The organism is Bradyrhizobium sp. IC3195 (genome assembly GCF_020193585.1).
Lineage (GTDB): Bacteria > Pseudomonadota > Alphaproteobacteria > Rhizobiales > Xanthobacteraceae > Bradyrhizobium > Bradyrhizobium yuanmingense.
The window spans coordinates 24,314-50,186 of the sequence record NZ_JADYVG010000001.1; the positions used below are offsets into that span (position 1 = coordinate 24,314).

The following is a 25,873-nucleotide window of genomic DNA, read 5'->3' on the forward strand; positions in this document are numbered from 1 at the left end:
TTGCGTCAGGCACTACGTAAGATCGCTTCGATCTCTTGCGCTGCTGCGAGGAGCGAGCGGTCTTGTCCGCGCGCCGCGATGATCTGAAGGCCGAAGGGAAGCCCGCGCCGATCCGTTCCGCACGGAATCGAGATCGCCGGCAGGCGGGCGTGATTGACGAAGGGCGTGAACACCGCGTGGGCCCGCGGGCTTGCAGGCTTTTCGCCGATCATATCAGGGCCGAGCTGCGTCAGCGGCCAGGCGACGCAGGGGACGGTCGGCGCCAGCAGCAGGTCGGCTTCGGTAAAGAACGCTGCGAAGGCATTGGCGATCGCGGTGCTCGCAAGCAGCGCTGCAGCGACCTCCGCACCCGACCAGGAGAGACCTCGCTCGATCTGCTTGGCGATGTCGGGATCGAAGACAGTCGGATCGTTGCGAAAGCGTTCGCCGTGGAGTGCTGCGAGCCCCGCATGCTGCAGCGGCATGATGGCGTCCTCCGTCGCGCCTGCCGGCCAGACGGGATCGCGTCGTGTAATGTGCAAACCCGCTGTGGAAAGCCGTTCGACGGCGGCGGCGAGGCCATTCGCGACGACGTCGTCAATCGGGACGTCGAGACCAAGGCGCGGCGAGAACGCGATGCGCTGACTGCCGATGTCTTTGGCCTGCTGCACCACGACGGCAGACTCCGGATCGCGCGGATCGGCGCCGACCATGGCTTCAAACGCCAGCGCGATATCGGTCACGTCCGATGCGATCGGCGCGATGACGGAGAGGCCAAAGAAGGGCTCGGCGAAACCTGGCCCATAGGGGATCGCGCCATAGGACGGCTTGAAGCCCGCAACCCCGACATGCGCCGGCGGCCTGCGGCTCGAGCCGCCCGCATCGGTACCGATCGCGAGCGGCACCAAGCCGGCTGCAACAGCTGCGGCCGGGCCACCCGATGAGCCGCCGGGCGTCAGCGCGGGATCGAGCGGATGTCGCGTCGGCCCGTATAGTTGCGAGGTCGTCACGCCCTTGCAGGCGAACTCGGAGGTCGCGCCGATGCCGACGACAACGACACCGGCCTTGCGCAGCCGCTCGACCGCGATGGCATCGCGCGGCGCGATGAAATCGCAGAATAGGCGCGAGCCCTGCGTCACGCGCCAGCCGCCGACCCAGACGTTGTCCTTGACGATCACGGGAACGCCGGCGAGCGGCATGATCTCGCCCATACGCAGGCGATCATCGACCGCCGCAGCATCCGACAGCGTGCGCGCAGGATCGATCGTGACGACCGCGTTCAAGGCCTTGGCGACCTCGATGCGGCCGAGCGCTGCTTTCGCAGTCTCGACGGCATTGGTCCGCCCGGCGCTGACGGCGGCAGCGATCTCGCGCGCGTTATTTGTCCGCGTTGTCATGGCCTCCCCAGATCAACGCCAATGTACCGCCAAGGGCAAGGCACGCCAGCGCGAAGAAGGCCATGCCGAGGCTGGCCACGCCATCCAGGATCGACACCAGCGCGGGCGCGGCAAGGAGACCGGCATAGGACGCGGTCAGCACCGCCCCGGTGGTCTCGCCTATCCGGTCCTGCGGGGCGAGGCGGGCGATCTCGGCGACGAAGACGCCGTTCCAGCCCGACGCCGTCAGGCCGAACAATGCGGCGATGATGAATTGTCCGCTGCGGCCGAGCGAAGCGCCATTCAGGCCGAGCAGCGCGGCGCAGAAGGCCATGCCGAGGCCGATGACGACGAGGACGGCGCGCGAGGCATCGAGCCGCATGGCGACATAGCCCCAGCCGAGACGGCCGACCAGACCGCCAGCCTGCGCGCAGGCGAGCGCCATGCCGGCTTCGATATGGCTGAGGCCAAGCTCGCGTGTGCCGAGCGTGACGAAGACCGTGTTGAGCGACACCTGCATCGCGCTGAACGGCATCGAGGCCAGCGCCAGCATCGCGATCCGCCGGTCCGCGATCACCAGCGCCACCCGCGCGCGGAGATCGAGCTTCGGCGGCGGGGCGACCTTGCCGGCATAGGCCGGCCGCAACCGTTCGAACAGCGCGATCGCCAGTAGCGCCAAGGCAGCAACGGCCGCATAGCACCAGACCGGTCCGAACACGATGGCGATCGCGGGCAGGGCCAGCGAGCCGCAAACGGCGCCGATCTGGTTGCCGGTCTGGCGCACCGAGAACACGAAGGCGCGCCGCTCGGCAGTGACGAGCCGCGCCAGCAGCGCCGCGCTCGCCGGCGTCTCCGGCCCCATCGCAAGGCCGATGCAGAGGCCCGCGGCCAGCAGGGCCGCGCTCGTTCCGAGCGAAGCCAGCGCCATGCCGACGACGATGGCCGCCGCGCACAGGCTCGCGATACGCAGCGAGCCCAGCCGCGCGATGAAGCCGCCGCCCCAGAACGAGGCGGGGATGCCGACCGCGAACACGGCGCAGGAGAACAACGAGAGTTGCCAGACCTCGATATGGGCGCGCGGGGCGACCACGCCCGGCGCGAACAGGGCCAGCGCGACGAGAGCCTGCAGCCCGGTCATCGCCCCCAAAGCAGGCAGTAATGCCGGTGCTGGCCGAGCGGCCGTGTTTCCGTCTACCATGGCGGCGTGCTCATGGGAGGAACATTGTGGCAGGCGGTATTTCCATTCACGCGGTCGATGTGGCGAGCGGGCGCCCGGCGCAGGGGCTGCGCGTCGAGATCTGGCGGATCGATCCGGAGTCCCAGCGCATCGCCGATGGGCGGCTCGGCGCCAATGGCGTGCTCGATCATTCCGTTGCGCAAGGCGCCGGTGTGACGGAAGGCGAGTACGAGGTGCTGTTTCATCTCGGCGAGTTCTTTGGCGAGCGCGACGGCTTCCTCACCGTGACGCCGTTCCGCTTTCGCATCAAGAACGTTGACGAGCATTTTCATCTGCCGCTGAAATTCACGCGCTGGGGCTATTCGCTGTTCCGCGGCGCCTGATCAGTTGGTCAGCCGCCGCGACAGGCCGGTGACGCGCTCCATCACCGCGACCAGCGCGACGGTCGCGATGATCAGCACGCCCGAGAGGGCCGCGATGGTGACATCCAGCTTACCTTCGAGATCCTGCCACATCCGGATCGGCAGCATGTCGGTGGCGGCGTCGCGCAGGAACAGCGACACCGGCACGTTGTCGAAGGAAGACATGAAGGCGATGAACGCGCCGGCGATGATTCCCGGCCGGATCAGCGGCAGCACGATGCGGCGGAACGTGTAGAGGCGGCTCGCGCCGAGCACGGCCGAGCTTTCGAGCAGGGTCGGCTCGAGCTGCGCGAGGGCCGCGACCGTGTTGCGCACGACATAGGGAACGCAGACCACGGTGTGGCCGATCACCAGCGTCAGCGGCGACACGGGCAGGCCGACCAGCGAGAACAGCATCAGGGCGGCGAGGCCGAAGGCGAGCGCGGGAAGCACCAGCGGCGACATGAAGAGCGAATCGAGCAGCCGCGCCGACAGCGTCCGCGACCTGGAGATCGCCAGCGCCGCGGCGACGCCAAGGGTAACGGACAGGCCGGTCGCCCATAGCGCCACGATCAGGCTGTTCTTGGCCGCGAAATGCAGCTGCCAGGCATTCCACAGCTCGACGTACCAGCGCAGCGAATAGCCGGGCGGCGGGAAGCGCAGCGAGAAGCCGCTGGTGAAGGAGACGATCAGCACCACGAGCGAGGGGGCGATGATGATGAGAAGCGCGATCATCGCGATCACGGTCATGACGAGCTCGAAGCTGATCGCCTCGAGCGTGCGCTTGCGGCCGCTCATCATGCGCCTCCATAGCCGCGCGACATGCGGCCGAGCGTGGTGAAGACCGAGACGACCGCGAGCACGGCGAGCAGGAAGATGATCGAGATCGCGGCCGCAAACGGCCAGTTCTGCAGCGTCGAGGCCTGCTGGTAGAGATACATCGGCATGAACAGCATCTGCCCGCCGCCGATCAGCGACTGGGTGATGAAGGCGGTGATCGCGGCGGCATAGGTCAGCGTGCAGCCGGCGATGATTCCGGGCAGCGACAGCGGCAGCAAGATCCGGAAGAAAGTGCGCCAGCTTCCGGCGCCAAGCGAGCAGGAGGCATCGTCGAGATTGGGATCGATGCGGCCGAGCGCGGTGATCAGCGGCAGCGTCATCAAGGGCATCTGCACCTGTGCCAGCGCGATTACCACGCCGAACTGGGTGTAGAGCAGTTTGAGCGGGGTATCGATCAGGCCCAGCGATTGCAGCGTCGCGTTGATGATGCCCTGGCGCCCGAGGATGACGATCCAGGCGAAGGTGCGGACCACGACGCTGGTCAGAAGCGGCAGCAGCACGATCAGGATGATGACCGTCTGAAGTTTTGGCCCGACCCGCTGATAAAGCCAGGCGATGGGAAAGCCGAGCACGAGGCAGACGGCCGTCACCTCGGCGCCCAGCAGCAGCGTCGAGCCGAGCACGCCGAGGCTGAAGGGATCGGTGAGGAAGTGCAGGTACTGGCCGAGCCCCCAATGGAGCGCGGCCGTGTCGTTGTGCAGCGAGAGCCAGAACAATTGCAGCAGCGGCGCGACGAAGAAGAAGAGGAAGAACAGCGCCAGCGGCGCTGCCAATCCCATTCCGTAGGACGTCACGTCCCGTGCTGCCGGCGCTGCGCCCATGGCTTGAACCTCGAGGTTTTAGATCTTGATCTCGCGGTTGAAGCGTTCGATCCAGGCCGAGCGCTGCTCGTTGATCTTCTTCCAGTCCTGGAACACGAACTTCTTCTTCAGCTCGGCGGTGTCCTTGGCCAGAACGCGCGCGATCTCGCCGCCCATCATCACTTTGGAATTCGTCGGCACGATCAGGTAGGGCGGGTTCATCAGCGTGGTCTGCACCTCCGGCGTCAGGGCCGCCTCGATCAGCTTGAAGGCGAGCTCGCGGTTCGGTGAGTTCTTGACGATGTGAATCGTGGTCTTGAAGGCGATGGCGCCTTCCTTCGGCGCCACGAACTCGACCGGCACGCCACGCGCTTTCAGGATCTGGATGGCGTTGAAATTGCCGGGCGAGATGTCGATCTGGCCCTGCTGGAACAGGGTCGCGAGCGCGCCGGGATTGGCGGCGACCGCGGCGAGATTGGGCTTGAGCTCCTCCAGTGCCTTGAAGCCCGGATCGACATTGGCCTCCGAGCCGCCGCGCATCTTGGCGATCTCGACCAGCCAGCCGGTGCCGAGTGTCGAGTTGAGGTTGGTGATGCCGACGCGGCCCTTGAATTCCGGCTTCCAGAGATCGGCCCATGACGTTGGCGGCGTCTTGACCGCTTCCGGATTGTAGGTGAGGCCGACGACCTGGAAGAACGGGGCGGGGCCCATCGGTTCCTGTGCCTCGGCGATCAGGTCCTTGTAGTAGGCGCTCTTCTCGACCGGATAAGGCTCGACCAGATCCTGGCCGACGGCGACGAGGGCAGGACCCGGGTCGTGCAGCATGACGTCGATCGGCGGATTTGCTTTCGCCGCGTTGACCTTGGCGATCTGGTCGACAGAGAGCATAGGATCGAGCACCATCGCGGCGTCCGCATTGGCTTTGCGGAACGCCGGCACCAGCACGGCCTTGTGCGCTTCCTCCCAGCTGCCGGTGAAGGTCGCAAACACCAGCGGACGCGCCTGGGCGTAGCTCAGGCCTGGAAACGCCTTCATGGCCCCGAGCGTGAGCGCCGTGGTCAGCAGGCTTCTGCGATTCATGATCATATCAAACTCCCCTCTGGACAAAGACTGGATCTAAAGCGTTGCGGGAAAGGCGTTGGCGAGCGATGGGGCGAGCGGTGCGAGGCGCACCGCAGCGCCGCTCTCCAGGGCGCGCGTCTCGCCGATGCGCGCCTGAGAAACCTTGACGCCGGAGCCATCGGCCGTGGTGACCTCGTGCACGACGGTGGCGCCCAGCGGCAGCGACATGCCAACGACGCCGGCAAAGCCGGTCTCGTCGCCGACGAATTGCAGGTGCTCGGGGCGGATGCAGACGGTGACGCGGCCGCCCTCGCTGAGCGCACCGCCCGCGGGACGCGCGATGATCTCCGCGCCGGCATCGAGGCGCACCTTCGCTGCCGTGCGGTCCGCTGAGACCACGATGCCGGGCATGCGGTTGGTGGAGCCAACGAAGGTGTTGACGAACAGCGTCTGCGGACGGTCATAGACGTCCGATGGCGAGCCGAACTGCTCCAGCTTGCCATGGCTCAGCACGGCGACACGATCGGCCATCGACAGCGCTTCTTCCTGGTCGTGCGTCACGATCAGCGTGGTGATGCCGGAAACGCGCTGCAGCCGCTTGACCTCGATCTGCATGTCCAGCCGCAAATTCTTGTCGAGCGCGGCGAAGGGCTCGTCGAGCAGCAGGATCGACGGCTTGATCGCGAGCGCGCGGGCGAGCGCGACGCGCTGCTGCTGGCCCCCGGAGAGCTGCCGCGGCAGCCGGTCGGCCATAGCAGGCAGCTGCACCAGCTCCAGCAGGCGCTGCGCCTCGCGCTGACGTGAGGCCTTGTCGATGCCGCGGGCGGCGAGGCCGTAGGCGACGTTCTCGCTGATCGACAGGTGCGGGAACAACGCGTAGTTCTGGAACACGATGCCGACGGCGCGTTTGTTCGGCGGCAGCGCATCGACGATGTCGTCGCCGATGATGATCCTCCCTTGCGTCTGTGCGATGAAGCCGGCGATGATGCGCAGCAGCGTTGTCTTGCCGCAGCCGGACGGACCCAGCAGCGCAATGATCTCGCCGCCCTTGATGTCGAGATTGATGTTCTCGACCGCAAGCGCGCCACTCGGATACCGGTGGGTGACCGCATCGACGACAAGCGATCTGCTGCTTGGCGCATCAACCATGGTGTTGCCTCCCGTTGCCCCAGAGGAGAAAGCAAGTCTCGTGCCCGCGACTGTCGCTTTTCGCGGAGCGTTTTGGCATGGTGACCCCATGACATCGGATCGATCGATATGCGACCTCACGGCGACAGAGCTCGCGCGCGCCATTGCAAGGCGCGAAGTGTCCTCCCGCCAGGCCGTCGAAGCGCATCTGGCGCGGATGGCGAGCCTCGACAGCCGATTGGCGGCATTCGTGACGGTGGATGCGGATGGTGCCCGCCGTGCAGCGCAGATGTGCGATGCCGCCTCTGCGCCGATGGGCCCGCTGCACGGCGTGCCCATTGCGGTCAAGGACCTCACTGACACTGCGGGACTTGCGACGACTTACGGATCCCTGCTGTTCGGCGATCACGTCCCGGCCGAGGATGATCTCGTCGTGGCGCGGCTGCGGCGTGCCGGCGCGGTCATTCTGGGCAAAACCAACACGCCGGAGTTCGGCTTCGGCGCGGTCTGCACCAACAGATTGCGCGGGCCGACACGCAACCCCTTCGATCCGGCGCTGACCTCCGGCGGATCGTCCGGCGGCTCTGCCGTCGCGGTCGCATCCGGCATGGTGCCGCTGGCGCACGGCACCGATTTCGGCGGCTCGGTGCGCACGCCCGCCAGCTTCTGTGGTGTCGCCTCGATCCGGCCGACACCCGGCCGCATTGCATCGCCGCGCCGGCCGCTCGGCTGGGACATGCTGGCGACCCACGGCTTCCTCGCCCGCGGTGTCGATGATCTCGAACTCGCGTTGTCGGTCTGCGCCGGAGACGATGCGAATGATCCGCTCTCGCTCGGCAGTACCGATGATGATCGACCGGTCCCCGACCGTGCCCGGATTGCGGTCACGCCCGATTTCGGTGTGGCGCCGGTTGCGCGCGAGGCTCGTGCCCGCTTCGCTGCGGCCTGCCAGGCGTTCGCGCGTGTTGCCGATGTCGTGCCGTCCTCGCCGGATTGCGGCGGGGCGATCGAAGCCTTCCGCACCTTGCGCGCCGCGCACATCGCCAACGCTTACGGCGAGTTGCTGAGAACGCGGCGTGCGGAGCTCACGCCGACCGTGATCTGGAATATCGAAGCCGGTGCAAACCTGTCCGTGCAGGACTACCTCGACGCCGAGCGGCGCCGCACCGCGATCTACCGCAGCTTTCGCCAGCTGTTCAATCGCGCCGACTTCCTGGTCGCGCCGGCCGCGTCCATCTTGCCCTGGCCGAATGAAATCGCCGACGTCACGGCCATCGATGGGGCCGCGCTGGAGACGCCGATCGACTATCTCGCCGTGACCTTCATCGTGTCGCTGGTCGGCTTCCCGGTGCTGACGCTGCCGGTGCCGTGCGGGGAGAATGAGCTGCCCTTCGGCATCCAGATCATCGCGCCGCCGGGATGCGAATCCCGCTTGTTTGCCTTCGGCCGCGTGCTCGAGAACGAACTGGGTTTTTCGCATCGCCGGCCGCCTCTCTGATCAGCTGTCGCGATGCTCGAGCCGCGCGGCGAGCGCATCGGCAAGGCCGATGGTCGGCTTGGCGGCGGGGCGGCGGAAGGTGCCGGCCACGGCCTTGCGCAAACGCAGCGCATGCAGCGCCTCGGCTTGCTTCACTGAAGCTATGACCTGATCGACCACGGGGACGGGGATCCGGTCGGCGACGCGCTCGGCAAGGCCCGAGAGCGGGGCGCCGGCAAAGATCAGCACATCGGCCTCGTCCTCGACGATGGCGCGCCGGGCGAGCTCGACCAGCATGTCTTCCTTCTCGGTGCCGACCTCGGAGATCGCCTGAAACGGCGTATCCAGCATGCGGATGCCGGCGCAGCGCTCCCACAGCCCGTGGGCGCGGACGCATTCCTCGTACCAGGGCCCCAGCGCCTGCGCGAAGGTGACGATGGCAAAGCGGCGTCCGGCCATGCACGCGGTCAGCATCGCGGCTTCCGCCATGCCGATCACGGGAATGTCGAAGGTCTCGCGCGCGGCGAACAGGCCGGGATCGCCGAAGGCCGCGATGATCGCGGCGTCGACCTTTTTGTGCTGCTCGGCAAGCATCTCCAGCGCGATGGCGCCGCCGATCTGCGCTTCGGTGCGCGTGGCGATATAGGGCACGCCGCGGGTCGCGGTGCAGGGGATCAGCTCGGTGCCTTTTGAGGCGGCGCGCCGCCCGACGCCCAGCATCAGCTGCGTGACCTCGGTGCTGGTATTTGGGTTGAGCAGGAGCAGCTTCATGATCACGCCGCCGGCCGCTTGGCCTGAGAGGCGGCGAGAACTTCCAGCAGCGCCGTGCCGGTGCGCGCAACGTGCGCGCCGAGCAGGCGGCCGGCCGCTTCGCCGTCGCGCGCTTCGAGGGCGGCCAGGATGTCGGCGTGCTCGTCGACCGAATTTCTCCAGCGCCTGTCGGCGCCGAGCGCGAGATAGCGCGCGCGCTCGGCGCGGAAGATCAGCGTCTCGTGCGCCTCGCGGAGCGGCGTGTTGCGGGCCATGCGGACGATGGCGTTGTGGATTTCGCCGTTGATGGCGAAATAATCGTCGAGCTTGCCGCTGCGGTGATGACCCTCCATCCGGGTCTGCAGCGTGCGCAGGCGGACGAGATCGCGCTCGGTGGCGCGTTCCGCGGCGAGCTCGGCGGCGAGCCGCTCGATCCCGGCGAGCGCCTCGAACAATTCCGAGATGCCGTCGACCGCGATATCGGCGATGCGCGGGCTGCGGTTGGGACGGAGCTCGATCAACCCTTCCGCCGCGAGCACCTTCATCGCCTCGCGCAAGGGGGTGCGCGACACGCCGAGCTCCTTCGACAGCTTGGTCTCCTGAGTCTGCGAGCCCGGCGGAAGCTCGCCGCGAATGATCATCGTGCGCATCCGCGCGGCGGCGCGCTCATGCAGGCCCATCCGCTTGAGCTTGGGCGACTTTCGTCCCGGGTTCGTTTCGGATTTTTGCTGCACGCGAGGCTTCCTGCTTGCAACTCATCCTAGCCATACCGAGCCGAACGCGATGCTCAAATAGGCGACGTATGTGGCGTAAAACAAATGCATATCGAACAAATTGTATGCAGTATGCAAATTGCGGGTTGCGCACGGCGCCGGGGATGCCGATGATCGTTTCGAGGGAGCGTTTGATGCTCCCAGCGGCAACGGAGCGACTGTGATCGATGTCAGCCATGCGCAAGCGCCTCGGCATGATCACGCCGTCCTCCAACTCGGTGCTCGAGCCCGTCACCAGCGCCATGCTGGCGGGCACCCCCGGCGTCACCGCGCATTTCTCTCGCTTCCGCGTCACCCAGATCGCGCTCGATGCCGCCGCGCTGAGCCAGTTCGATGCCTCGGTGATGTTGCCGGCGGCAGATCTGCTGGCCGATGCCAAGGTCGACGCGATCGCCTGGAACGGAACGTCCGCAAGCTGGCTCGGCATCGGCCGCGACCGCAGCCTGTGCGAGGCGATCACGGCCCGCACAAATGTGCCGGCGACGACATCGACCCTGGCCTGCATCGATGCCGCCTGCGCGCTCGGCGCCAGGCGCGTCGGCCTGGTCTCGCCCTATACCGACGACGTGCAGCGGCGCATTGCCGACGTCTGGGCTGAGGAGGGGATCGCCCCGCATGCCGAGCGGCATCTCGGCTTGCGCGACAACTTTTCCTTTGGCGAAGTCGCGCCGTCGACGATCACGGATATGATCCGCGCCGTGGCGGCGGAGGGGACTGACGCGATCGTCATCCTCTGCACCAATCTCGATGGTGCGGCGCTTGCGGCCACGCTGGAGCGGGAGCTGGATATCGCCGTGCTCGATTCGGTCGCGGTGACGCTGTGGCGGACCCTCTGCCTCGCCGGCGGCGATGTGACGGCCCTTGCGGAATGGGGACGGATCTTCCAGACAATGCCAAATATCAGGTGACGGAGACATCAGTGACGCAGCTCGACCTCGCCATCCGCGGCGGCACCATCGTGACGGCCAGCGACGAGTTTCGCGCTGATATCGGAATTCGCGACGGCCGCATCGTCAGCATCGCCGATAGCGTCGCGGGCGCAGCGCGCGAGATCGATGCGTCGGGCCTATTGGCGCTGCCGGGCGGCATCGACAGCCACGTCCATATTTCCCAGCCCTCGGGCCCCGACGTGGTGATGGCCGACGATTTTGCCTCGGCGACGCGCGCAGCCGCAGCCGGCGGCAACACCATGGTGCTGCCCTTTGCGCTGCAGGAGAAAGGCACCTCGCTGCGCAGCTGTGTCGAGAACTATCGCAAGCTCGCCGAAGGTGAGTGCTACATCGATACGGCCTTCCATCTCATCATCTCCGATCCGACTGCCGTGGTGCTCGGGCAGGAGCTGCCGGCGCTGGTCAAGGACGGCTACACCTCGTTCAAGGTGTTCATGACCTATGACGACCTCGTGCTCAGCGACAAGCAGCTACTCGAAGTGTTCGAGGTCGCGCGCCGCGAGGAGGCGCTGGTCATGGTCCATTGCGAGGGCTACGACGCCATCCGTTTCCTGACCAGCAAGCTGGAGCGCGAAGGTCATATCGCGCCGTATTATCACGGCACCTCGCGGCCGCAGGCGGTCGAGCGCGAGGCGACGCACCGGGCCATCAGCCATGCCGAGGTGATCGGCGTTCCCATCATGATCGTGCACGTCTCCGGACGCGAGGCGATGGAGCAGGTACGCTGGGCGCAGCAGCGCGGTCTGCCCGTTCATGCCGAGACCTGCCCGCAATACATCACGCTGACGGCCGACGACATGAAGGGCCTCAACATAGACATTACGGGCGCGAAATACGTCTGCTCGCCGCCGCCGCGCGATGTCGAGAGCCAGGAGGCGATCTGGGAGGGCATTACGTCGGGCGTGTTCCAGACCTTCTCGTCCGATCACTGCCCGTTCCGCTACGATGATCCCAAGGGCAAGCTGACGCCGAACGCCCGTACCTCGTTCCGCTGGGTGCCGAACGGCATCCCCGGCGTCGAGACGCGGCTGCCGATCCTGTTCTCCGAAGGCGTCTCGAAGGGCCGCATCACCCTGCAGAAGTTCGTCGAGCTGACCGCGACCAACCACGCCCGCATCTACGGTCTCTATCCCCGGAAGGGCTCGATCGGCGTCGGCTTCGATGCCGACATCGTTCTCTGGGATCCCAAGTTGAAGAAGCCGATCCGGCAGGCCGATCTGCATCACGGCGCGGATTACACGCCCTGGGAAGGTTTCGAGGTTACGGGATGGCCGGTGACGACGATCGCGAGGGGAGAGGTGGTCTGCAGCGAGGGCCGGATCGTCGGCGCCAAAGGCGCAGGCCAGGTGCTGAGCCGGGGCAAGTCGAGCCTGATCTGATCCGCTCGACACGCCGCCATCGCGCTTCAGAAGGTCGCGGCCATTGCAGCGAGACGTTGATGGGCCCGTTCGCGGGCGGCATCGATCGGCGCTTGTGGTCCCGTGGTTGGACCGATCAGGACGAAGCGGACATTGCTGATCCCGATGAAGCGCAGGATCTCCCGTAAGTAGGGCGTTGCCATATCGATTCGGCCGCGGTTCATGCCGGTGGCAAAATCGCTGCCGCTGGCGATGATCACCAGCGTCGGCCGGTCCTTGAGCAGCGGCAGATATCCCTGCGACGGATCGAACCGGAAGGTGAGACCGGGCTGGACGATGATGTCGAACCACTGCTTGAGCTTGTAGGGAAGGCCGAAGTTCCACATCGGGGTCGAGATCAGCACCCGGTCGGCGAGCGAGAAGCGCAGCGCCATTCGCTCGGCCTCGGCAAAGCTGTCGCGCTGCGCATCGGTGAAGGCCTGAGCCTTCATGCGGGCGTATTTGGCTTCGACGATCGGACCGGTGAATTCCGGCATCCGCTCACGCCAGATGTCCACGACATCAATGTCCCAATCCGGCCGGGCCTGGCGGAAGCCATCGAGAAAGACCCGCGCGCCGGCCGTCGATTCGGCCTCGGCGCGCGGCGAGCAGGACAAGTGCAGGAGCTTTGCCACAGCTCATCCCAGCGCTCTGATCACGGCATCGGCCCTGGTCACGACCGCGACGTTCTGCATGGCGAAGTTGATCGAGGCATTGTGCCAGTCGGCATTCATGGTCGAGCAGCAATCCTCGGGCACGATCATGAAATAGCCCTTGTCGGCGCCGGTCCGCGCCGTGTGCTCGATCGACATGTTGGTCCAGGCGCCGGTATTGATGATCATGTCGCGACCGGTCGCTTTCAGGATCGTCTCCAGCCGCGTGCCTTCCCAGGCGCTCATCCGCATCTTCTCGACCACGAAATCGCCGGGCCGGGGCTCGAGGCCTGAAACCGGGGCCGCACCCCAGCTCCCGCGCACCATCGCCTTGCTGTCGACCAGGCCCTCGAACAACGGAGCGTTCAGCGTGACGCCGGGCGCGCCGGGCTCGACCACGAACCAGACATGGATGATGGTGACGCCGCGGGCGCGGGCGGCTTCCGCCAGGCGCCGCACATTCTCCACGACATGCTGCTGCTTGGCGTGACCCGGCGCGCCCGACTCGGCGAAAGCCCCGCCGTCCATGATGACGTCGTTCTGGAGATCCTGAATGATCATGGCGCAGCGTTGCGGATCGAGCCGCATCTCGCCCTCGCTCAGAATAGGCGCGGCTGGCGATGAGCCCGGGCTTGCTCCGCCGCCAGCGCGCCGGCCGCTCATATAGGGCTCATGGCGCGGGCCGACCCGGGTCGGGATCGCATACACCGAATGTGTCGAGGTGAGATAGAGCGTGCGGAAATCCGGCCCGCCCCAGGCGAGGTTGGCGACGAGCTCGGGCACGCGAACCTTGCCGAGCAGTTCGCCGCGCGGCGAATAGACCCAGACGCCGCCGGGCGCGGTGACCCAGATGTTGCCGTGCTGATCGCACTTCATGCCGTCGGGCAGACCGGGCTCGAGCTCGGACTTGATGCCGCTCGCAAACACGCGCGCATTGGACAGCGAACCATCGCTGTTGACGTCGAACACGCGGATCAGGGCTTGCACGGTGTCGTTGACATAGAGCAGCCTCTCGTCCGGCGAGAAGCATAGCCCGTTCGGCTGGTCGAACAGATTGCGCTCGACCACGAGCTTCGGCTCGCCGCCCGGCACGACGCGGTAGACGCCCTGGAAGCCGAGCTGGCGCGGCCGTTCGACGCCATAGACCGGCATGCGGCCATACCATGGATCGGAGAAATAGATCGCGCCGGATGAGTGCACGCAGACGTCGTTCGGGCTGTTGAGCTCCTGGCCGCCGAAATGCGAGGCCAGCACCTCGCGCCGTCCGTCCGGGCGTTCGCGGATCAGCGACGAGGTCGCGTGCTCGCAGACGATCAAATTGAGCTCGGCGTCATAGGTCATGCCGTTGCATTTGTTCGACGGGCGTTTGACCTCGACGACGCCGCGCCGCGCATCCCAGCGCCGCCGCACGTCGGCCGGCATGTCCGAGAACAGCAGATAATGATCGACCGGATGCCAGATGGGCCCTTCCGTGAAGTCGAAGCCAGTGCCGATCTGTGCGACCGGCGCATAGGGGTCGATCAGGGTTTCGAACTCGCTTCGCAACGTCACATGCGTCATCGGTCGATCCTCGACAACGTCAAGCCGGGAACCAGTTGCGCTCGGGCAGCGACTGCACGATCGGGCCAGGGACTTGATCGTGCAGACGCCCCACGACATTGCCGCCTTCGATCTTGGCGGGACGGTCGTGGACCGGGAGCAGGTAGCGCGAGCTGCTCAGCAGCTTTTTGATCGCCGCCTTTTCCGCGCGCTTGGTGGTGCCATGGTTGCCGGTGGTACGCGGCTCCCAATCGTGGATCTCATGGAAGGGCGTGACGATCTGGTCGTTGAAGTCGTAGATCACGTCGCCGCAGATGGTGGCGATGCCGTCGGCGGTCTCGACGATGATGTTCATCGAGCCCTCGGTGTGCGCGTTGGCGGCGTCGCAATAGACGCCGGGCATCAGCTCGATCGGCCCGGTGATCTCGAGGTCCAGGAAGCGCAGCGCGCTCTTGGTATGCAGCCGGTCGATCAGGTGCTTGATGTCTGGCGCGGGATATTGCGGATGCATCAGGCCGGAGACGGAATATTCGAGCTCCTTGCGGTTGAGCACGACGGTCGTGTTCATCGGAAACAGGTCGTCCTTGCCGGCATGGTCGATATGCAAATGCGTGTGGCAGACGAAGCGAACGTCGCCCATGCGAACGCCGTGGCGCGCGAGCTGGTTCTCGATCATGTTCTCATGATACTGGAGCCCGCGCATGCCCAGCGTCTCCATGATCTGGTTGGAGCGATAGCCGGTGTCGACGACAACAGGATATTTGCCGCCGAGGATCAAAAAGCCGAGCGTGAGGACGCGGCGGGTGCGGCCGCAGTCGCGGCCGAGCACCAGGAAGCTCGATTCCAGCTCGATATCGCCGTAGTCCAGGATCTTGATCTCCAGCGCCATTCGTTTCCCTCCCGTCTCGTTTCTTGTCTGTCAAAGCCGATAGACGCGCGTCGCCGTCGTCCTGAAGATCGCATCCTGCTGCTCCGCACTGAACGGGGCGGCGGCGGCGCGAAAGGCTGCGACGAGCTCGCGATAACTGGTCCACAATTTCTCGATCGGAAAATTGGAGCCGAACAGGCATCGCTCGGCGCCGAAGATCGCGACGGTATCGGTGAGCACGGCGGCGATATGCGCGGGATCGTTGCGATGGATGAAGGTGCCGAGCCCGGACAGTTTCGAGACCACGTTCGGACAACTCGCGAGCCGGGCCATCCCGGCGCGCCAGGCCGCCCGTCCAGCCGGCGAGAGATCCTCGAGCATGCCGGCATGCTGGAGGATGAAGGTCACGCCGGGACAGGATTCGGCCAGCTGCGCAGCATCCGGCATCTGCGGCGTGAACACCTGCAAATCGAAGCTCCAGCCGTAATCGGAAAGACGTGCGACATTGCGACGGATCGTCGGGTCGGCGCAGAGATCCGGACGCGCCGCGAAGCGATAGAGCGGGTTCTCGTGCCAATGCAGCTGCATGCGCACCCCGCGCAGCAGCGGATAACGCTTGAGGCGGTCGAGCTGCGGACGGACGTCCTCGGCCGCAAAATTGGCGTAAGCGACGATGCCGTGCGGCCAGCCATGTTCGTCGGAGGTACGCTGTACCCACGCTGCTTCCTCCTCAAAATGCTCAGGCGCCCAATTGGTCTGCACATAGACGGAACGGGTGACGTCGCTGTCCTTGAGATCGTCGAGATATTCCTGGATCGGATAATCGCGCCGGATCGGCTCGTACGGTCCGAAGATGCGGGGCTGCATGGGGCCGGTCAGCCAGGGCAGGTCGGCCTGCCGCCAGATGTGATGATGGCCGTCGACGATATCGTTCACGCAGCTCTCCTTCCCAATGCCAGGACGTGGGCGACGATCGAGGCGCTCGACCCGCCGTCCACGAGATCGTCGACGAAGCGTTCGATCGCGACCAGCGCTTCTGTCTGCGGACGGAACGCGGGGCCTGTCGCGAGCGGCGTCAGCCAGCTCAGCCGCCACGCCCGCCGCGACAGTTTCGCGACGGCGTCGCGGAGGGCGTCCGGCTCGCCGCGCTCGAGCCCGTCGGAGACGATGATCACAGCGGCGCCGCGGGCGTAGCCGCCGAACCGCGGGACCGCCAGAAACGCCTGCAGCGCGTCGCCGATCCGGGTGCCGCCGTCCCAGTCGCTGACCAGATGCGCCGCGGCGCTCAGCGCCTGCTCGCGCCGTTTCAGACGCAGTGCACGCGTGACACGGGTCAGCCGCGTGCCGAAGGTGAAGACCTCGACATTGGGCGCGGCCTGCACCAGCGCATGCGCAAGCTTCATGTTCTCGTCGGTGCGGCTTTTCATCGAGCCGGAGACGTCGATCAGCAGTAACACCTTGCGCGGGCGTTGCCGCCGCTTCATGTGACCGAGTCGCAGGATCTCGCCGTCGCTGCGGACAGAGTCGCGTAAAGTGCGGCGGAGGTCGGCAAAGGGGCCGCGGCGCGCCCGCATGCGGCGGTGCCCGCGCCGCCGTGGCAGGCGCCGCGGCGCCTCGCGTGCCAGGCGTCGGAGGGCATCGGTCGTGGATAGCTGCACGAAGCGGCGCTCGACCAGCGCCTCAGTGCGCGATGCAGTCAGGCCGGACTCGTTGGCCTCGTCGGAGAGCAGGGGCTCCTCGTCGCCGCGACCTTCCTCCTGCAGACGGACGGTCTCGTCGTCCTCGCCGTCGTCGGCACGCTCGATCGCCTCGCTGCCGCGGAAATGCAGGTCGAACAGCCGATCGAAGGTGGCGCGGCGCTCGGGCGGAGGGGCGAGGGTGGCGAGCGCAGATTGCTTGATGTCCTCGAGCTTGCGCGGTCCGAGCAGCGCAATCGCGGCGAGGAACGCGGTGGTCTGCTCCGGCGCGACGGCGAAGCCGTTGGCACGCAGCAGGGCGACGAAGGAAACAAAGGTGCGGGCAGCGCGCGGGAGCTGCGGCTCGATGCTCATGCGGTCGCCTCCGCGAGCATGGCATCGAGCCGCGGCGCGATGAAGTGCAGGTCCTCTTCGTCCTTCAGCGCGACGCCGATCGAGCGTTTGAAGGCATCAGGCCAGCGCGCGCCGCCCTTGTTGAGGAGGGTCGCGGCCTCGGCCCAGTCGACGGCTTCGGCGATCCCGGGGGCCTTGCTCAGCGGTTCACGCCGCAATCTCTCGACGGCCGCGACGACGGCGCGGGCCGTGGTTTCGGCGACGCTGGAGGCGCGCATCATGATGATGCGTGCCTCGCGCTCCGCCGTCGGATAATCGATCCAGTGATAGACGCAGCGGCGGCGCAAGGCTTCGTGCAGATCGCGGGTCCGGTTCGAGGTGAGCACGACCACCGGCCGCTCGGCCGCGCGGACCGTGCCGCGCTCGGGAATCGAGATCTGGAAGTCGGAGAGGAATTCGAGCAGGAAGGCCTCGAACTCCTGATCGGCGCGGTCGATTTCATCGATCAGGAGCACGGTGGAATCAGGTGCGCGCAGGGCCGCCAGCATCGGCCGCTCGATCAAGAACGTCTCGCCATAGATGTCGATGCTCTCGTCGCCGGCCTGACGGATCGCCAGCATCTGGCGTGGATAGTTCCACTCATAGAGCGCGGCAGAGGCGTCTATGCCCTCGTAGCATTGCAGGCGGATCAGGCGGCGGCCGAGCACGGCAGCTATTGCCTTTGCCGCCTCCGTCTTGCCGACGCCGGGCGCGCCTTCAAGCAGCAGCGGCTTGCCCAGCGCAAGGCCGAGATAGGCGGCGGTCGCGAGCCCTTCGTCGGCGAGATAATAGGCCGCGCGCAACGCCCGCTCCAGCGCCTCCGGGCTGTCGATGCCGACGATGTTGCTGCGAACCGCCACGGCCGATCCTCTAACGCCGCGCCTGCGGCCGCGCGCCGCCCTGCGCCTTGATCGCCCGCAGCACTTTCTCGGGCGTGATCGGCAGGTCGTCGATCCGCACGCCGACCGCGTTGAAGATCGCATTCGCCACCGCGGGCAGCACCGGATTGGCGCACATCTCGCCGGGGCCTTTTCCCCCGAACGGACCATCAGGCGCAGGGCGTTCAAGCACCGCGATATCGTGCGGGCAGATATCGCCTGGACCGGGCATCAGATATTCGACGAAGTCGCGTGGCCCGTGGACGGGATCGGGATAGTACGGCTCAGGCGTCTCGTAGAGCGCGTGGCTGATGCCCATCCAGGCACCGCCGACCAGCTGCTGCTCGACCAGGCGCGGGTTGAGCGCGCGGCCGAGCTCATAGGCGGAGTCCATCCGGACCATCGCGACCTCGCCGGTCTCATCATCCACCTCGACCTCCGCAACGAGGCATGCATGGGCATAGCAGGTCGCCGGCGACATCTCGCCGGTTTCAGGATCGACATCCGACAGCGGCACGAGAAAGATGCCGCGGCCCGAGATGGTCTTGCCCTGCTTGAACTGCGCGGCAATGGCCACGTCCTTTGTCGAGATCGAGCGGTGCGGGGCGCCCTTGACGTGGATGTTGCCGCGACCGTCGGTTTCGAGATCGGCGGCGTTGACCTCGAGCTCCTCGGCGGCGGCCTCCATCATCACGCCGCGCGCCTCGCGGGCTGCGGCCATCACGGCATTGCCGACGCGATGGGTGCCGCGCGAGGCGAACGAGCCCATGCAGTGCGGGCCGGTATCGGAATCCGCGGTGTCGACATAGACGTCCTCGACCGGCACGCCAAGCGTCTCCGCGCAGATCTGCCGCGTCACAGATTTCATGCCCTGGCCAAGGTCGATCGACGACAGCGCCACGGTGAACTTGCCGCTCGGGTTGGAATGCACCAGCGCCTGGCTCGGATCGCCGCCGAGATTCATGCCGATGGGGTAGTTGATCGACGCCATGCCGCGTCCACGATGCCGGGTCATCTCAGCGTCTCCTGGTGCCGAACACGGAAGAGAATCGGGTCGCGCCGTGAGATGGCGCGGCCGGGCGGGGCGGGGGAGGCGGCGGCGCCGGCGGAGGTGGTTCGCGCGGCGGCTCTCTTGTCGCCGTCACCGGCGCGCGGTCGTAGGTCGTGCGCTGCTGCGCCGGCGCAGCGGGCCGGCTGCGCGAATCCGTCGGTGTTGGCGGGATCACTGCGCGGCTGCCGCCGCCGTCCTTGCGCGAGGAGGCGCGCCTGAACTCGTCGCGGATCGGCCATTTGGCCTTCTCGGCTGCAACCTGGACGCATTCGATCAGCGCGGTGTTCTTGGCTTCGCGCCGGTGCGCCTTCATGTCGCCGTCGCGATAGGCGTTCAGGATCCGGAACTCCATCGGGTCCACGCCGACGAGGTTTGCGAGCTTGTCCATCTGGCATTCGATGGCAAAATCCATCGCGGTGACGCCGAAGCCGCGCATGGCCGTTGCCGGCGTGCGGTTGGTAAAGACGCAATAGACGTCGCCATAGACGTTCGGGATGGTGTAGGGCCCCGGCAGGTGCGCGGCGCATTTCACGGCGGCATAGCTCGACAGCCGCGTATAGGCGCCGCTGTCGAAATAGGCGCGGATCTTGCGCGCGACGATGCGGCCGTCGCGCATCACGCCGTCCTTGATGTAGATGCGCTCGGCGCCGCGCGGCGGGCCGTATTGCATCTCCTCCTCGCGGCCAAACACGTAGCGGACGGGGCGCCCCGTCAACATGGCGCCGAGGATCGCGAGCGGTTCGGTCAAGGTGTCGACCTTGCCGCCAAAGCCGCCGCCGACCGTGCCGCCGATGAAGTGGAAGGTGTTGGAGGGCACGTCGAGGATCTTGGCGCAGGTGTCGACCGAAAAGAACAGCGCTTGCGTCGAGGTATAGACGACGTAGCGGCCGTTGGTATCGGGCGCGGCGATGGCGCCGTTGGTCTCGGTCGGCGCGTGCTCGATCGGCGACATCTGGTAGCGCTGCTCGAGCACCTGGTCGGCGGTTGCGAGCGCGGCATCGGCATCGCCAAAGCGCAGGCGCTGGTGGTCGTAGACGTCGTGATAGATGAAGGCGTTCTTCGGATAGGTCTCGTTCACGACGGGCGCACCCGGCTTCAGCGCATCCTCGACGTCGAACACGGCCGGCAGCGGCTCGTAATCGATCCTGACTTTTGCGATCGCCTCGAACGCCTCGCGCTCGCTGTCGGCGATGATAGCGAGGATCGGTTCGCCCTTGTAGCGGACCTTGTCGACCGCCAGCGACGGCTCGTCGTCCTTGCCGAAGTTGATCAGGCTGAGCAGCGTGTTGAGGTTGCGTGGCACGTCCGCGCCACGGATGATCCGGCGCACGCCTGCCGAGCGCTCGGCCTCGGTGGTATCGATGCGGCGCAGCCTTGCATGGGCCTGGGTCGACCGAACGACCTTCAGGTGCAGCATGCCCTGCAGCTTGTGGTCGTTGAAATAGCTGGACGTGCCCGTGATGTGGCCGAGCATGTCCTGCCGCTGCGTGCCCTTGCCGATTTCCTTCAAATTATCGTCACGCTCGTCGGCGAAGATGTCCTTGCGCAGTTCCAGCATGGTCTGACCTCAGGCGCTGGCCCGGCCGCCCGCGGCGGCGAGGATGGCATTGATGATGGGCTCGTAGCCGGTGCAGCGGCAGATGTTGCCGGAGATCGCCTCGATGACGTCGGCCCGGCTCGGGGTCGGATTGCGGTCGAGCAGCGCCTTTGCAGCCATCAGCATGCCCGGCGTGCAATAGCCGCACTGGGCGGCGAAATTGTCGGCAAAGGCGCGCTGCAGCGGATGCAGGTTCGGGCCTTGCTTCATGCCGTCGAGCGTCTCGACCGAGCGGCCCGCGACGATCTCGGCGAGCGTCAGGCAGGAGAGGTGAAGCTCGCCATCGATCAGCACGCTGCATGTGCCGCAGCCACCCTGGCCGCAGCCGAATTTCGGCGTCATGTCGCCGATCAGCTCGCGCAGCGCGACGAGCAGGTTGGTGCCGCCGTCAACGAAGATCGCGACGTCGCGGCCGTTGTGACGAAACTGCAGGGGGATCTTGGCCATGGCGTCTATTCCTGTCCCGACAGCAGGCGGCGCAGATGCACGCCGACGATCTCGCGGCGATACCAGGCGCTGCCGAGCGCGTTGTCTGAGGGCGATGTTCCTTCTGTGGCGGCAGAGGCCGCAGCTGCGATGGTCGCCGCATCCAGCGAGCGGCCCTCCAGCGCGCGCTCGGCGGCGCGAGCGCGGATCTGGGTCGGCGCCATCGAGCCCAGCGCAATCCGCGCACCCGCGATCCGTCCGCCGCTGACCGGCAGATGCGCGGCAAGCGTGATCACCGAGCCGCCCTTCGGCTTGATGCGCGCGATCTTGCGATATCGGAACGCCTCGCTGCTTGCCGGCCGCGTGCAGGACACCGACAGCACCAAAGTTCCGGCCTGACGCTCGCGCCCCTGCAGAAACTCCTCGATCGGAATATCGCGCGAGCCGAAGCCGCCTTGAACCGCAATGGTGGCGTCGAGCGCCAGCAGCGCCACGGTGAAATCGCCGTAAGGGTTCGGCGCGAACAGATTGCCGCCGACCGTGCCCATGTTGCGGACGGCGGGACCGCCGATCGAGCGGGCAGGGGCATGCAGGAAGGCGAGGTCGCGCTCGGCGAGCACGCGCGCGAAGGTCACGCCGGCGCCCAGCGTGATGCGTGGACTTGAGGCGTCGATCCGGGTCAGCGCCTGGTCCTGCGCCCGGACGATCGTCGAGATCGAGACGTCGCCTTCGTTCAGCGCCCGCATCACCAGCGTGCCGCCGCCGAGATAGCGCGCGCTCCGGTCCGACGACAGCGCGCCAGCCGCCTCGCTCGCATTCGTAAAGGTCTTTACCGTCACGGCCATGGCTTAAGCGGCCTCCTTCAGATGGCGGCGGATCGCCTCGAATCCGGCCTGATAGATGTCTTCCGCGACCATGTGGGTGATGCGGTCCTTGTCCTCCGGCTTCGTCGTGAACCGCGATTCCCAGTGCCAGAAGGTGCGGTCACCGTCGGTCACCGGCAGCAGCCGGACATGCGCGACGTAGTTGAACATCGGGACCGGCGTATCGAGCAGGCAATAGCTGAAGGTCTGTTCCAGGTCGGACAGTGCCAGCAGCTGCTCGCGGAGCTCCGAGCCGTCATTCAGCTTGAACCGTCGCACGCAGCCGATCTTGTCGGCGGATTGCGCGCGTTCGATGGAGGAGGTCGCAACCGCCGGGTGCCAGCGGTCGTGCCCGTTGAAATCGCGCAGCACGTCCCACACCGCGTCCGTCGGTGCGTTCAGGATCGTGCTCTTGACGATATGCGGCACGGCTAGCCTCCGAACACGCGCTTCAACGCGTCGAAGCCGCCCTGGAACACTCCGCCGCCGATATTGTTGACGAGCTCGGTCTCCCGTTCCGGGGCGCAATCGAACTCGGCGGTCCATTCCAAAAACGTCTGGTCACCGTCGGTGACGGGCGTCAGGCGCAGGGTGGCGACGTAGTTCTCGACGCCCATCGGCGATTCCAGGATCGAGTAGGTGCAGAACATGTCGTAATCGGAGAGGCCGAGCAGCTTCTCGCGGATGCGGTCGCCGTTGCGCAGACGGAAATCCCGGACACAGCCGATCTTGTCGGCGGGCTCGCCGCCCTCGATCCGGCTTTCGGCGATGGCCGGGTGCCAGTTCGGCAGGCCGTTGAAATCGCGCACCCGCGCCCAGACGCGGTCGTTGCGGGCGTTGACGACGGTGGAGACGTAGACGCGGGCCATTGCTTAAGACCTCAGCTCTTCTTCCGTGGCCCGCGCTCGGCGGGCGGCTCGCCGCCCTCAGTCGCAGGCGGAGCGGCGGCCGGCTTGTCACCACCGCCACCACCTCCGCCGCCGCCCTTGCGCGCGGCCTCCTTGATGCCCTGCATGTCACGGGCCTCGCGGATCAGTCCCGGCATCTTGGCCAGGCTGCCGCCTTCGACGCCGATATCCGACAGGATCGAGTCGATCAGCGGCGCCTGGACTCGGTAGCGTAGCGCCGAGTCGATCACCTCGTCGGTGGCGCTGCGGCCGCCATTGCCGTTGCCGTGGCCGTTGCCGTTGAGGCCGTCGACCTGGAGGATGCGGATGCCTTCGATCTTCTCCATCGGCTTGACGCTCTCGCGCACGATGCCCTCGATGCGGTCGAGCAGCTTTCTGCGGAACAGCGAATAGCGTGCCTGGTCGGTCAGCACGTTCTCGGCTTCGTTCAGCATGCGTTGCGCTTCGGCTTCGACCGCGGCGCGCACGCGCTCGGCTTCGGCGGCGATGCGGGTCTCTTCGGCCTGCTTCTCCGCCAGCAGAACCTCGACGGTCTTGCGCCGTTTGGCGATCTCGCTCTCGCGGGCGGTGACGACGCGCTCGGCGGCTTCGGTCGCCCGGATCCGCGCCTCCTCGGCGGCTGCGCGCGCGGCCGACTCCTCCAGCGACTTCTGATGGATCGCGATCGCCTTCTCCATCAGCACCGTCTCGACGTCCTTCTCACGATTGACCTCGAGCTTGCGCAGCTCGCGCTCGCGGCCGATGCGGGCCTCGTCGAGGCCGCGGTCGGAGGCGATGCGGGCACGCTCGACTTCCTCGCGCGCAGCAATCTCGGCCTCCTGGAGCGACTGGACGCGGGCGACCTCGAGCTGCTCGATGGCGCGGCGCCGCTCGATGCGGGCGGCCTCCAGCGCCTGCTCGCGCGAAACGTCGGTGGTCTCGACCTCCTTGCGCGCCACGATCTCGGCCTGCCGGACCTGGCGGTCGGCGTCGATCCGCTCGGACTTCTTGGTCGACAGCGCGATGACGCGGTCCTCGTCCGCGATCTCGATCGCCTTCTTCTGCTCGATGTTGAGCACTTCGCGCTTCTTGGAGGAATTGATGCGCTCGGCCTCGAGCGCCAGGTCGACCGTGATGCGCTGCCGCTCGATGGCGTCGCGCCGCTTCAGCTCGGCCGCCTCGAGGACGCCGGTCCGCTCGATCTCGAGCGCGCGCGTCTCCCGTTCGGCCTGGATGCGCTCGGCCGCAACCGCCTTTTCCTGGGCGATGCGGGCCGCCTCGATCGCCTCGCGCGAGGCGATGTCGGCTTCCTCGACGGCGCGGTTGCGGGCGATCTCCAGGGAGCGCACGCGCTCCTCCTGCGCGATGCGCGAGGCTTCCGTGGTCTCGCGCGCGGCGATGCCGGCGACGTCCAGCGCCTGGTTGCGCTCGATCTCCAGCTGCCGTGTGTTCTGCTCGGCAGCGATGCGCTCGGCAGCCAGCGTCCGCTCCCGGGCAATGCGGGCGGCCTCGACCGCGCGCTGCGCTTCGATCTCGGCCTCCTGGATGGTCCGCACCTGCTGGATTTCCAGCGCGCGGGTACGCTCGTCCGAGGAGATACGCTCGACATTGACGATCAGCGTCTGGGCGATGCGCGCCTTTTCGGTGGCCTCGCGTGCGGCAATCTCGGCCTCGTCGACCGCGCGCGTCCGCTCGATCTCGCGGCGCCGCGTCTCTTCCTCGTTGGCGATGCGGGCGTCGGTGACGACGCGGTCCTGCTGGATGCGGGCTTTCTCGATTGCCTCGCGCGCGGCGATCTCGGCTTCCTCGACTGTGCGCATCCGCTCGATCTCGCGCTGGCGGACTTCGCGTTCCGAAGCGATGCGTGTGGTATCGATCGAGCGCTGGTTGGCGATCCGGGTCTTCTCGATCTCCTCGCGCGCCAGCAGCTCCTTTTCCTCGATGGTGCGGGTTCGCTCGATCTCTTTCTGGCGGGTCTCGCGCTCGGAGGCGATGCGGGCCTCGGCGATCGCCTGCTCATTGGCGATGCGGGCGCGCTCGATGGCCTCACGGGCGGAAATCTGCGCCTGTTCGGCCTCGGTCTCGCGCAGTGCCCGCTCGCGCGCGACTTCGGTGCGCTGAAGCGCACGGCGCATCTCGATGTCGCGTTCCTGCTCCAGGCGCGCGGTCTCGCTCTCGCGCTCGATCTCCAGCGCCTGCCGCTCGGCTTCGAGGTTGCGCGAGCGGATCTTGATCATCGAATCCTGCTCGATGTCGTTGCGCAGCTTGCGTCTGGCCTCGATGTCCTCCATCAACCGCGTCAGGCCTTCGGCGTCGAAGCGGTTCGAAGGGTTGAAGAACTCGAGATCGGTCTGGTCGAGATCGGTGATCGCAACCGATTCCAGCTCGAGGCCGTTTTGGGCGAGAGCTTCCGCCGCTTCGGTCTTGACCCGCGCGACGTAGTCGCCGCGACGCTCGTGCATTTCCTCCATGGTCATCTCGGAGGCGACCGAGCGGATCGCGGAGATGAACTTGCCGGCCAGCAGTGCGTGGAGCTGCCCGGGTTCCAGGGTGCGGCGGCCGAGTGTCGCCGCGGCAATCGAGACGGCCTCCCGAGTCGGCTGAACGCGGACGTAGAAGTCGGCCTCGATGTCGACGCGCATGCGGTCGCGGGTGATCACGGCATCCTGCTTCGAACGCACGATGCCCATCGGCAGCACGTTCATGTTGACGGGCGTGTAGTCGTGGATGAACGGCAGCACGAAGGCGCCGCCATTGATCACCACGCGTTCGCCGAGGAAGCCGGTGCGGACGAACGAGGTCTCCTTGGAGGAGCGGTGGTAGAGCCAGTTCACGATATAGACGCCAACCACGATCACGATGATCGCGACGATCAGCCAGAGGATCAATTCACCGACCAACATCCCTGACATCTTTCCCTCCCTCGAACCTA

General features: G+C 66.7%; 25 protein-coding genes. 4 read left to right on the forward strand and 21 right to left on the reverse strand.

Annotated features, from left to right (window positions below):
- Positions 1 to 5: 5 nt before the first annotated feature.
- Complete coding sequence (locus I6F09_RS00125) at positions 6 to 1,376, reverse strand: amidase (RefSeq protein WP_225187211.1); 1,371 nt, start codon at positions 1,374 to 1,376, stop codon at positions 6 to 8.
- Positions 1,357 to 2,553, reverse strand: coding sequence for an MFS transporter (locus tag I6F09_RS00130; RefSeq protein ID WP_225187212.1), 1,197 nt, complete (start codon positions 2,551 to 2,553; stop codon positions 1,357 to 1,359). Before I6F09_RS00130 ends, I6F09_RS00125 begins: the two co-directional genes overlap by 20 nt.
- A gap of 26 nt (positions 2,554 to 2,579) precedes the next feature.
- Between I6F09_RS00130 and I6F09_RS00135 the strand changes: the two genes are divergently transcribed.
- Positions 2,580 to 2,915 (forward strand): hydroxyisourate hydrolase, encoded by a 336-nt coding sequence (locus I6F09_RS00135; protein WP_225187213.1) that lies wholly within the window; start codon positions 2,580 to 2,582, stop codon positions 2,913 to 2,915.
- Here I6F09_RS00135 and I6F09_RS00140 read toward each other — a convergent pair whose 3' ends face one another.
- The 4 genes from I6F09_RS00140 to I6F09_RS00155 are packed head-to-tail and all read right to left on the reverse strand — an operon-like array spanning position 2,916 to position 6,784.
- Entirely contained in the window at positions 2,916 to 3,731 is an 816-nt protein-coding gene (locus I6F09_RS00140; RefSeq protein ID WP_036004967.1) for an ABC transporter permease, read from the reverse strand.
- The gene (locus I6F09_RS00145; RefSeq protein WP_225172522.1) at positions 3,731 to 4,594 is read right to left on the reverse strand and encodes an ABC transporter permease; all 864 of its coding nucleotides are present in this window, start codon (positions 4,592 to 4,594) and stop codon (positions 3,731 to 3,733) included. Before I6F09_RS00145 ends, I6F09_RS00140 begins: the two co-directional genes overlap by 1 nt.
- Before the next feature lie 18 nt (positions 4,595 to 4,612).
- Positions 4,613 to 5,659, reverse strand: a complete 1,047-nt coding sequence (locus I6F09_RS00150) for an ABC transporter substrate-binding protein (protein ID WP_036023723.1) — start codon at positions 5,657 to 5,659, stop codon at positions 4,613 to 4,615.
- Positions 5,660 to 5,689: 30 nt separating this feature from the next.
- Positions 5,690 to 6,784, reverse strand: a complete 1,095-nt coding sequence (locus I6F09_RS00155; protein WP_225145668.1) for an ABC transporter ATP-binding protein — start codon at positions 6,782 to 6,784, stop codon at positions 5,690 to 5,692.
- 88 nt (positions 6,785 to 6,872) lie between these two features.
- Here I6F09_RS00155 and I6F09_RS00160 point away from each other — a divergent pair, with 88 nt between their 5' ends.
- Positions 6,873 to 8,261: an amidase family protein gene (locus I6F09_RS00160; RefSeq protein WP_225187214.1), complete on the forward strand. Its 1,389-nt coding sequence runs from the start codon at positions 6,873 to 6,875 to the stop codon at positions 8,259 to 8,261.
- Here the strand turns inward: I6F09_RS00160 and I6F09_RS00165 are convergent, their stop codons facing one another.
- Both I6F09_RS00165 and I6F09_RS00170 read right to left on the reverse strand, forming a co-directional pair.
- Positions 8,262 to 9,011, reverse strand: coding sequence for an aspartate/glutamate racemase family protein (locus I6F09_RS00165; RefSeq protein WP_036023742.1), 750 nt, complete (start codon positions 9,009 to 9,011; stop codon positions 8,262 to 8,264).
- Positions 9,012 to 9,013: 2 nt separating this feature from the next.
- Positions 9,014 to 9,724: a GntR family transcriptional regulator gene (locus tag I6F09_RS00170; RefSeq protein ID WP_225187215.1), complete on the reverse strand. Its 711-nt coding sequence runs from the start codon at positions 9,722 to 9,724 to the stop codon at positions 9,014 to 9,016.
- A 206-nt stretch (positions 9,725 to 9,930) separates the two neighbouring features.
- On the opposite strand from I6F09_RS00170, the gene I6F09_RS00175 reads away from it, so the two are divergent.
- On the forward strand, positions 9,931 to 10,671 hold the full coding sequence (locus I6F09_RS00175) for an aspartate/glutamate racemase family protein (RefSeq protein ID WP_225187216.1): 741 nt from the start codon (positions 9,931 to 9,933) through the stop codon (positions 10,669 to 10,671).
- Positions 10,632 to 12,092, forward strand: a complete 1,461-nt coding sequence (hydA, locus tag I6F09_RS00180; RefSeq protein ID WP_225187217.1) for a dihydropyrimidinase — start codon at positions 10,632 to 10,634, stop codon at positions 12,090 to 12,092. Before I6F09_RS00175 ends, hydA begins: the two co-directional genes overlap by 40 nt.
- Before the next feature lie 26 nt (positions 12,093 to 12,118).
- On the opposite strand, the gene I6F09_RS00185 is transcribed toward hydA, so the two are convergent.
- The 13 genes from I6F09_RS00185 to I6F09_RS00245 are packed head-to-tail and all read right to left on the reverse strand — an operon-like array spanning position 12,119 to position 25,853.
- Positions 12,119 to 12,745, reverse strand: coding sequence for an NAD(P)H-dependent oxidoreductase (locus tag I6F09_RS00185; protein WP_036013316.1), 627 nt, complete (start codon positions 12,743 to 12,745; stop codon positions 12,119 to 12,121).
- A gap of 3 nt (positions 12,746 to 12,748) precedes the next feature.
- A complete protein-coding gene (locus I6F09_RS00190; RefSeq protein WP_225172526.1) occupies positions 12,749 to 14,323 on the reverse strand; it encodes an isochorismatase family protein in 1,575 nt (524 codons plus the stop codon).
- Positions 14,324 to 14,342: 19 nt separating this feature from the next.
- On the reverse strand, positions 14,343 to 15,191 hold the full coding sequence (locus I6F09_RS00195) for an MBL fold metallo-hydrolase (RefSeq protein WP_036023756.1): 849 nt from the start codon (positions 15,189 to 15,191) through the stop codon (positions 14,343 to 14,345).
- 30 nt (positions 15,192 to 15,221) lie between these two features.
- Positions 15,222 to 16,106, reverse strand: coding sequence for an amidohydrolase family protein (locus I6F09_RS00200; protein ID WP_225172527.1), 885 nt, complete (start codon positions 16,104 to 16,106; stop codon positions 15,222 to 15,224).
- Complete coding sequence (locus tag I6F09_RS00205) at positions 16,103 to 17,221, reverse strand: VWA domain-containing protein (RefSeq protein ID WP_225172528.1); 1,119 nt, start codon at positions 17,219 to 17,221, stop codon at positions 16,103 to 16,105. The genes I6F09_RS00200 and I6F09_RS00205 overlap by 4 nt, the downstream gene beginning before the upstream one ends.
- Positions 17,218 to 18,099 carry a MoxR family ATPase gene (locus I6F09_RS00210; protein ID WP_109144209.1) on the reverse strand — a complete coding sequence of 294 codons (882 nt, stop codon included), beginning with the start codon at positions 18,097 to 18,099 and terminating at the stop codon, positions 17,218 to 17,220. Before I6F09_RS00210 ends, I6F09_RS00205 begins: the two co-directional genes overlap by 4 nt.
- A 10-nt stretch (positions 18,100 to 18,109) precedes the next feature.
- Entirely contained in the window at positions 18,110 to 19,132 is a 1,023-nt protein-coding gene (locus I6F09_RS00215; RefSeq protein WP_036034633.1) for a molybdopterin cofactor-binding domain-containing protein, read from the reverse strand.
- Position 19,133: 1 nt separating this feature from the next.
- Positions 19,134 to 20,726, reverse strand: coding sequence for a molybdopterin cofactor-binding domain-containing protein (locus I6F09_RS00220; protein WP_225187218.1), 1,593 nt, complete (start codon positions 20,724 to 20,726; stop codon positions 19,134 to 19,136).
- Positions 20,727 to 20,735: 9 nt separating this feature from the next.
- Positions 20,736 to 21,212 (reverse strand): (2Fe-2S)-binding protein, encoded by a 477-nt coding sequence (locus I6F09_RS00225; RefSeq protein ID WP_225187219.1) that lies wholly within the window; start codon positions 21,210 to 21,212, stop codon positions 20,736 to 20,738.
- A gap of 5 nt (positions 21,213 to 21,217) precedes the next feature.
- Complete coding sequence (locus tag I6F09_RS00230; RefSeq protein ID WP_225125947.1) at positions 21,218 to 22,036, reverse strand: FAD binding domain-containing protein; 819 nt, start codon at positions 22,034 to 22,036, stop codon at positions 21,218 to 21,220.
- A 3-nt stretch (positions 22,037 to 22,039) separates the two neighbouring features.
- Positions 22,040 to 22,483 (reverse strand): SRPBCC family protein, encoded by a 444-nt coding sequence (locus I6F09_RS00235; RefSeq protein ID WP_225125945.1) that lies wholly within the window; start codon positions 22,481 to 22,483, stop codon positions 22,040 to 22,042.
- A gap of 2 nt (positions 22,484 to 22,485) precedes the next feature.
- The gene (locus I6F09_RS00240) at positions 22,486 to 22,923 is read right to left on the reverse strand and encodes an SRPBCC family protein (protein ID WP_225125943.1); all 438 of its coding nucleotides are present in this window, start codon (positions 22,921 to 22,923) and stop codon (positions 22,486 to 22,488) included.
- Positions 22,924 to 22,934: 11 nt separating this feature from the next.
- A complete protein-coding gene (locus tag I6F09_RS00245; RefSeq protein WP_225171369.1) occupies positions 22,935 to 25,853 on the reverse strand; it encodes a flotillin family protein in 2,919 nt (972 codons plus the stop codon).
- Positions 25,854 to 25,873: the final 20 nt, after the last annotated feature.

Bases quoted from the DNA above. Each gene is read 5' to 3' on its own strand.
- I6F09_RS00125 (WP_225187211.1), bottom strand. From the start codon at position 1,376: ATGACAACGCGGACAAATAACGCGCGCGAGATCGCTGCCGCCGTCAGC.
- I6F09_RS00130 (WP_225187212.1), bottom strand. From the start codon at position 2,553: ATGGTAGACGGAAACACGGCCGCTCGGCCAGCACCGGCATTACTGCCT.
- I6F09_RS00140 (WP_036004967.1), bottom strand. From the start codon at position 3,731: ATGAGCGGCCGCAAGCGCACGCTCGAGGCGATCAGCTTCGAGCTCGTC.
- I6F09_RS00145 (WP_225172522.1), bottom strand. From the start codon at position 4,594: ATGGGCGCAGCGCCGGCAGCACGGGACGTGACGTCCTACGGAATGGGA.
- I6F09_RS00150 (WP_036023723.1), bottom strand. From the start codon at position 5,659: ATGATCATGAATCGCAGAAGCCTGCTGACCACGGCGCTCACGCTCGGG.
- I6F09_RS00155 (WP_225145668.1), bottom strand. From the start codon at position 6,784: ATGGTTGATGCGCCAAGCAGCAGATCGCTTGTCGTCGATGCGGTCACC.
- I6F09_RS00160 (WP_225187214.1), top strand. From the start codon at position 6,873: ATGACATCGGATCGATCGATATGCGACCTCACGGCGACAGAGCTCGCG.
- I6F09_RS00165 (WP_036023742.1), bottom strand. From the start codon at position 9,011: ATGAAGCTGCTCCTGCTCAACCCAAATACCAGCACCGAGGTCACGCAG.
- I6F09_RS00175 (WP_225187216.1), top strand. From the start codon at position 9,931: ATGTCAGCCATGCGCAAGCGCCTCGGCATGATCACGCCGTCCTCCAAC.
- hydA (WP_225187217.1), top strand. From the start codon at position 10,632: ATGGGGACGGATCTTCCAGACAATGCCAAATATCAGGTGACGGAGACA.
- I6F09_RS00190 (WP_225172526.1), bottom strand. From the start codon at position 14,323: ATGACGCATGTGACGTTGCGAAGCGAGTTCGAAACCCTGATCGACCCC.
- I6F09_RS00195 (WP_036023756.1), bottom strand. From the start codon at position 15,191: ATGGCGCTGGAGATCAAGATCCTGGACTACGGCGATATCGAGCTGGAA.
- I6F09_RS00205 (WP_225172528.1), bottom strand. From the start codon at position 17,221: ATGAGCATCGAGCCGCAGCTCCCGCGCGCTGCCCGCACCTTTGTTTCC.
- I6F09_RS00215 (WP_036034633.1), bottom strand. From the start codon at position 19,132: ATGACCCGGCATCGTGGACGCGGCATGGCGTCGATCAACTACCCCATC.
- I6F09_RS00220 (WP_225187218.1), bottom strand. From the start codon at position 20,726: ATGCTGGAACTGCGCAAGGACATCTTCGCCGACGAGCGTGACGATAAT.
- I6F09_RS00225 (WP_225187219.1), bottom strand. From the start codon at position 21,212: ATGGCCAAGATCCCCCTGCAGTTTCGTCACAACGGCCGCGACGTCGCG.
- I6F09_RS00230 (WP_225125947.1), bottom strand. From the start codon at position 22,036: ATGGCCGTGACGGTAAAGACCTTTACGAATGCGAGCGAGGCGGCTGGC.
- I6F09_RS00240 (WP_225125943.1), bottom strand. From the start codon at position 22,923: ATGGCCCGCGTCTACGTCTCCACCGTCGTCAACGCCCGCAACGACCGC.
- I6F09_RS00245 (WP_225171369.1), bottom strand. From the start codon at position 25,853: ATGTCAGGGATGTTGGTCGGTGAATTGATCCTCTGGCTGATCGTCGCG.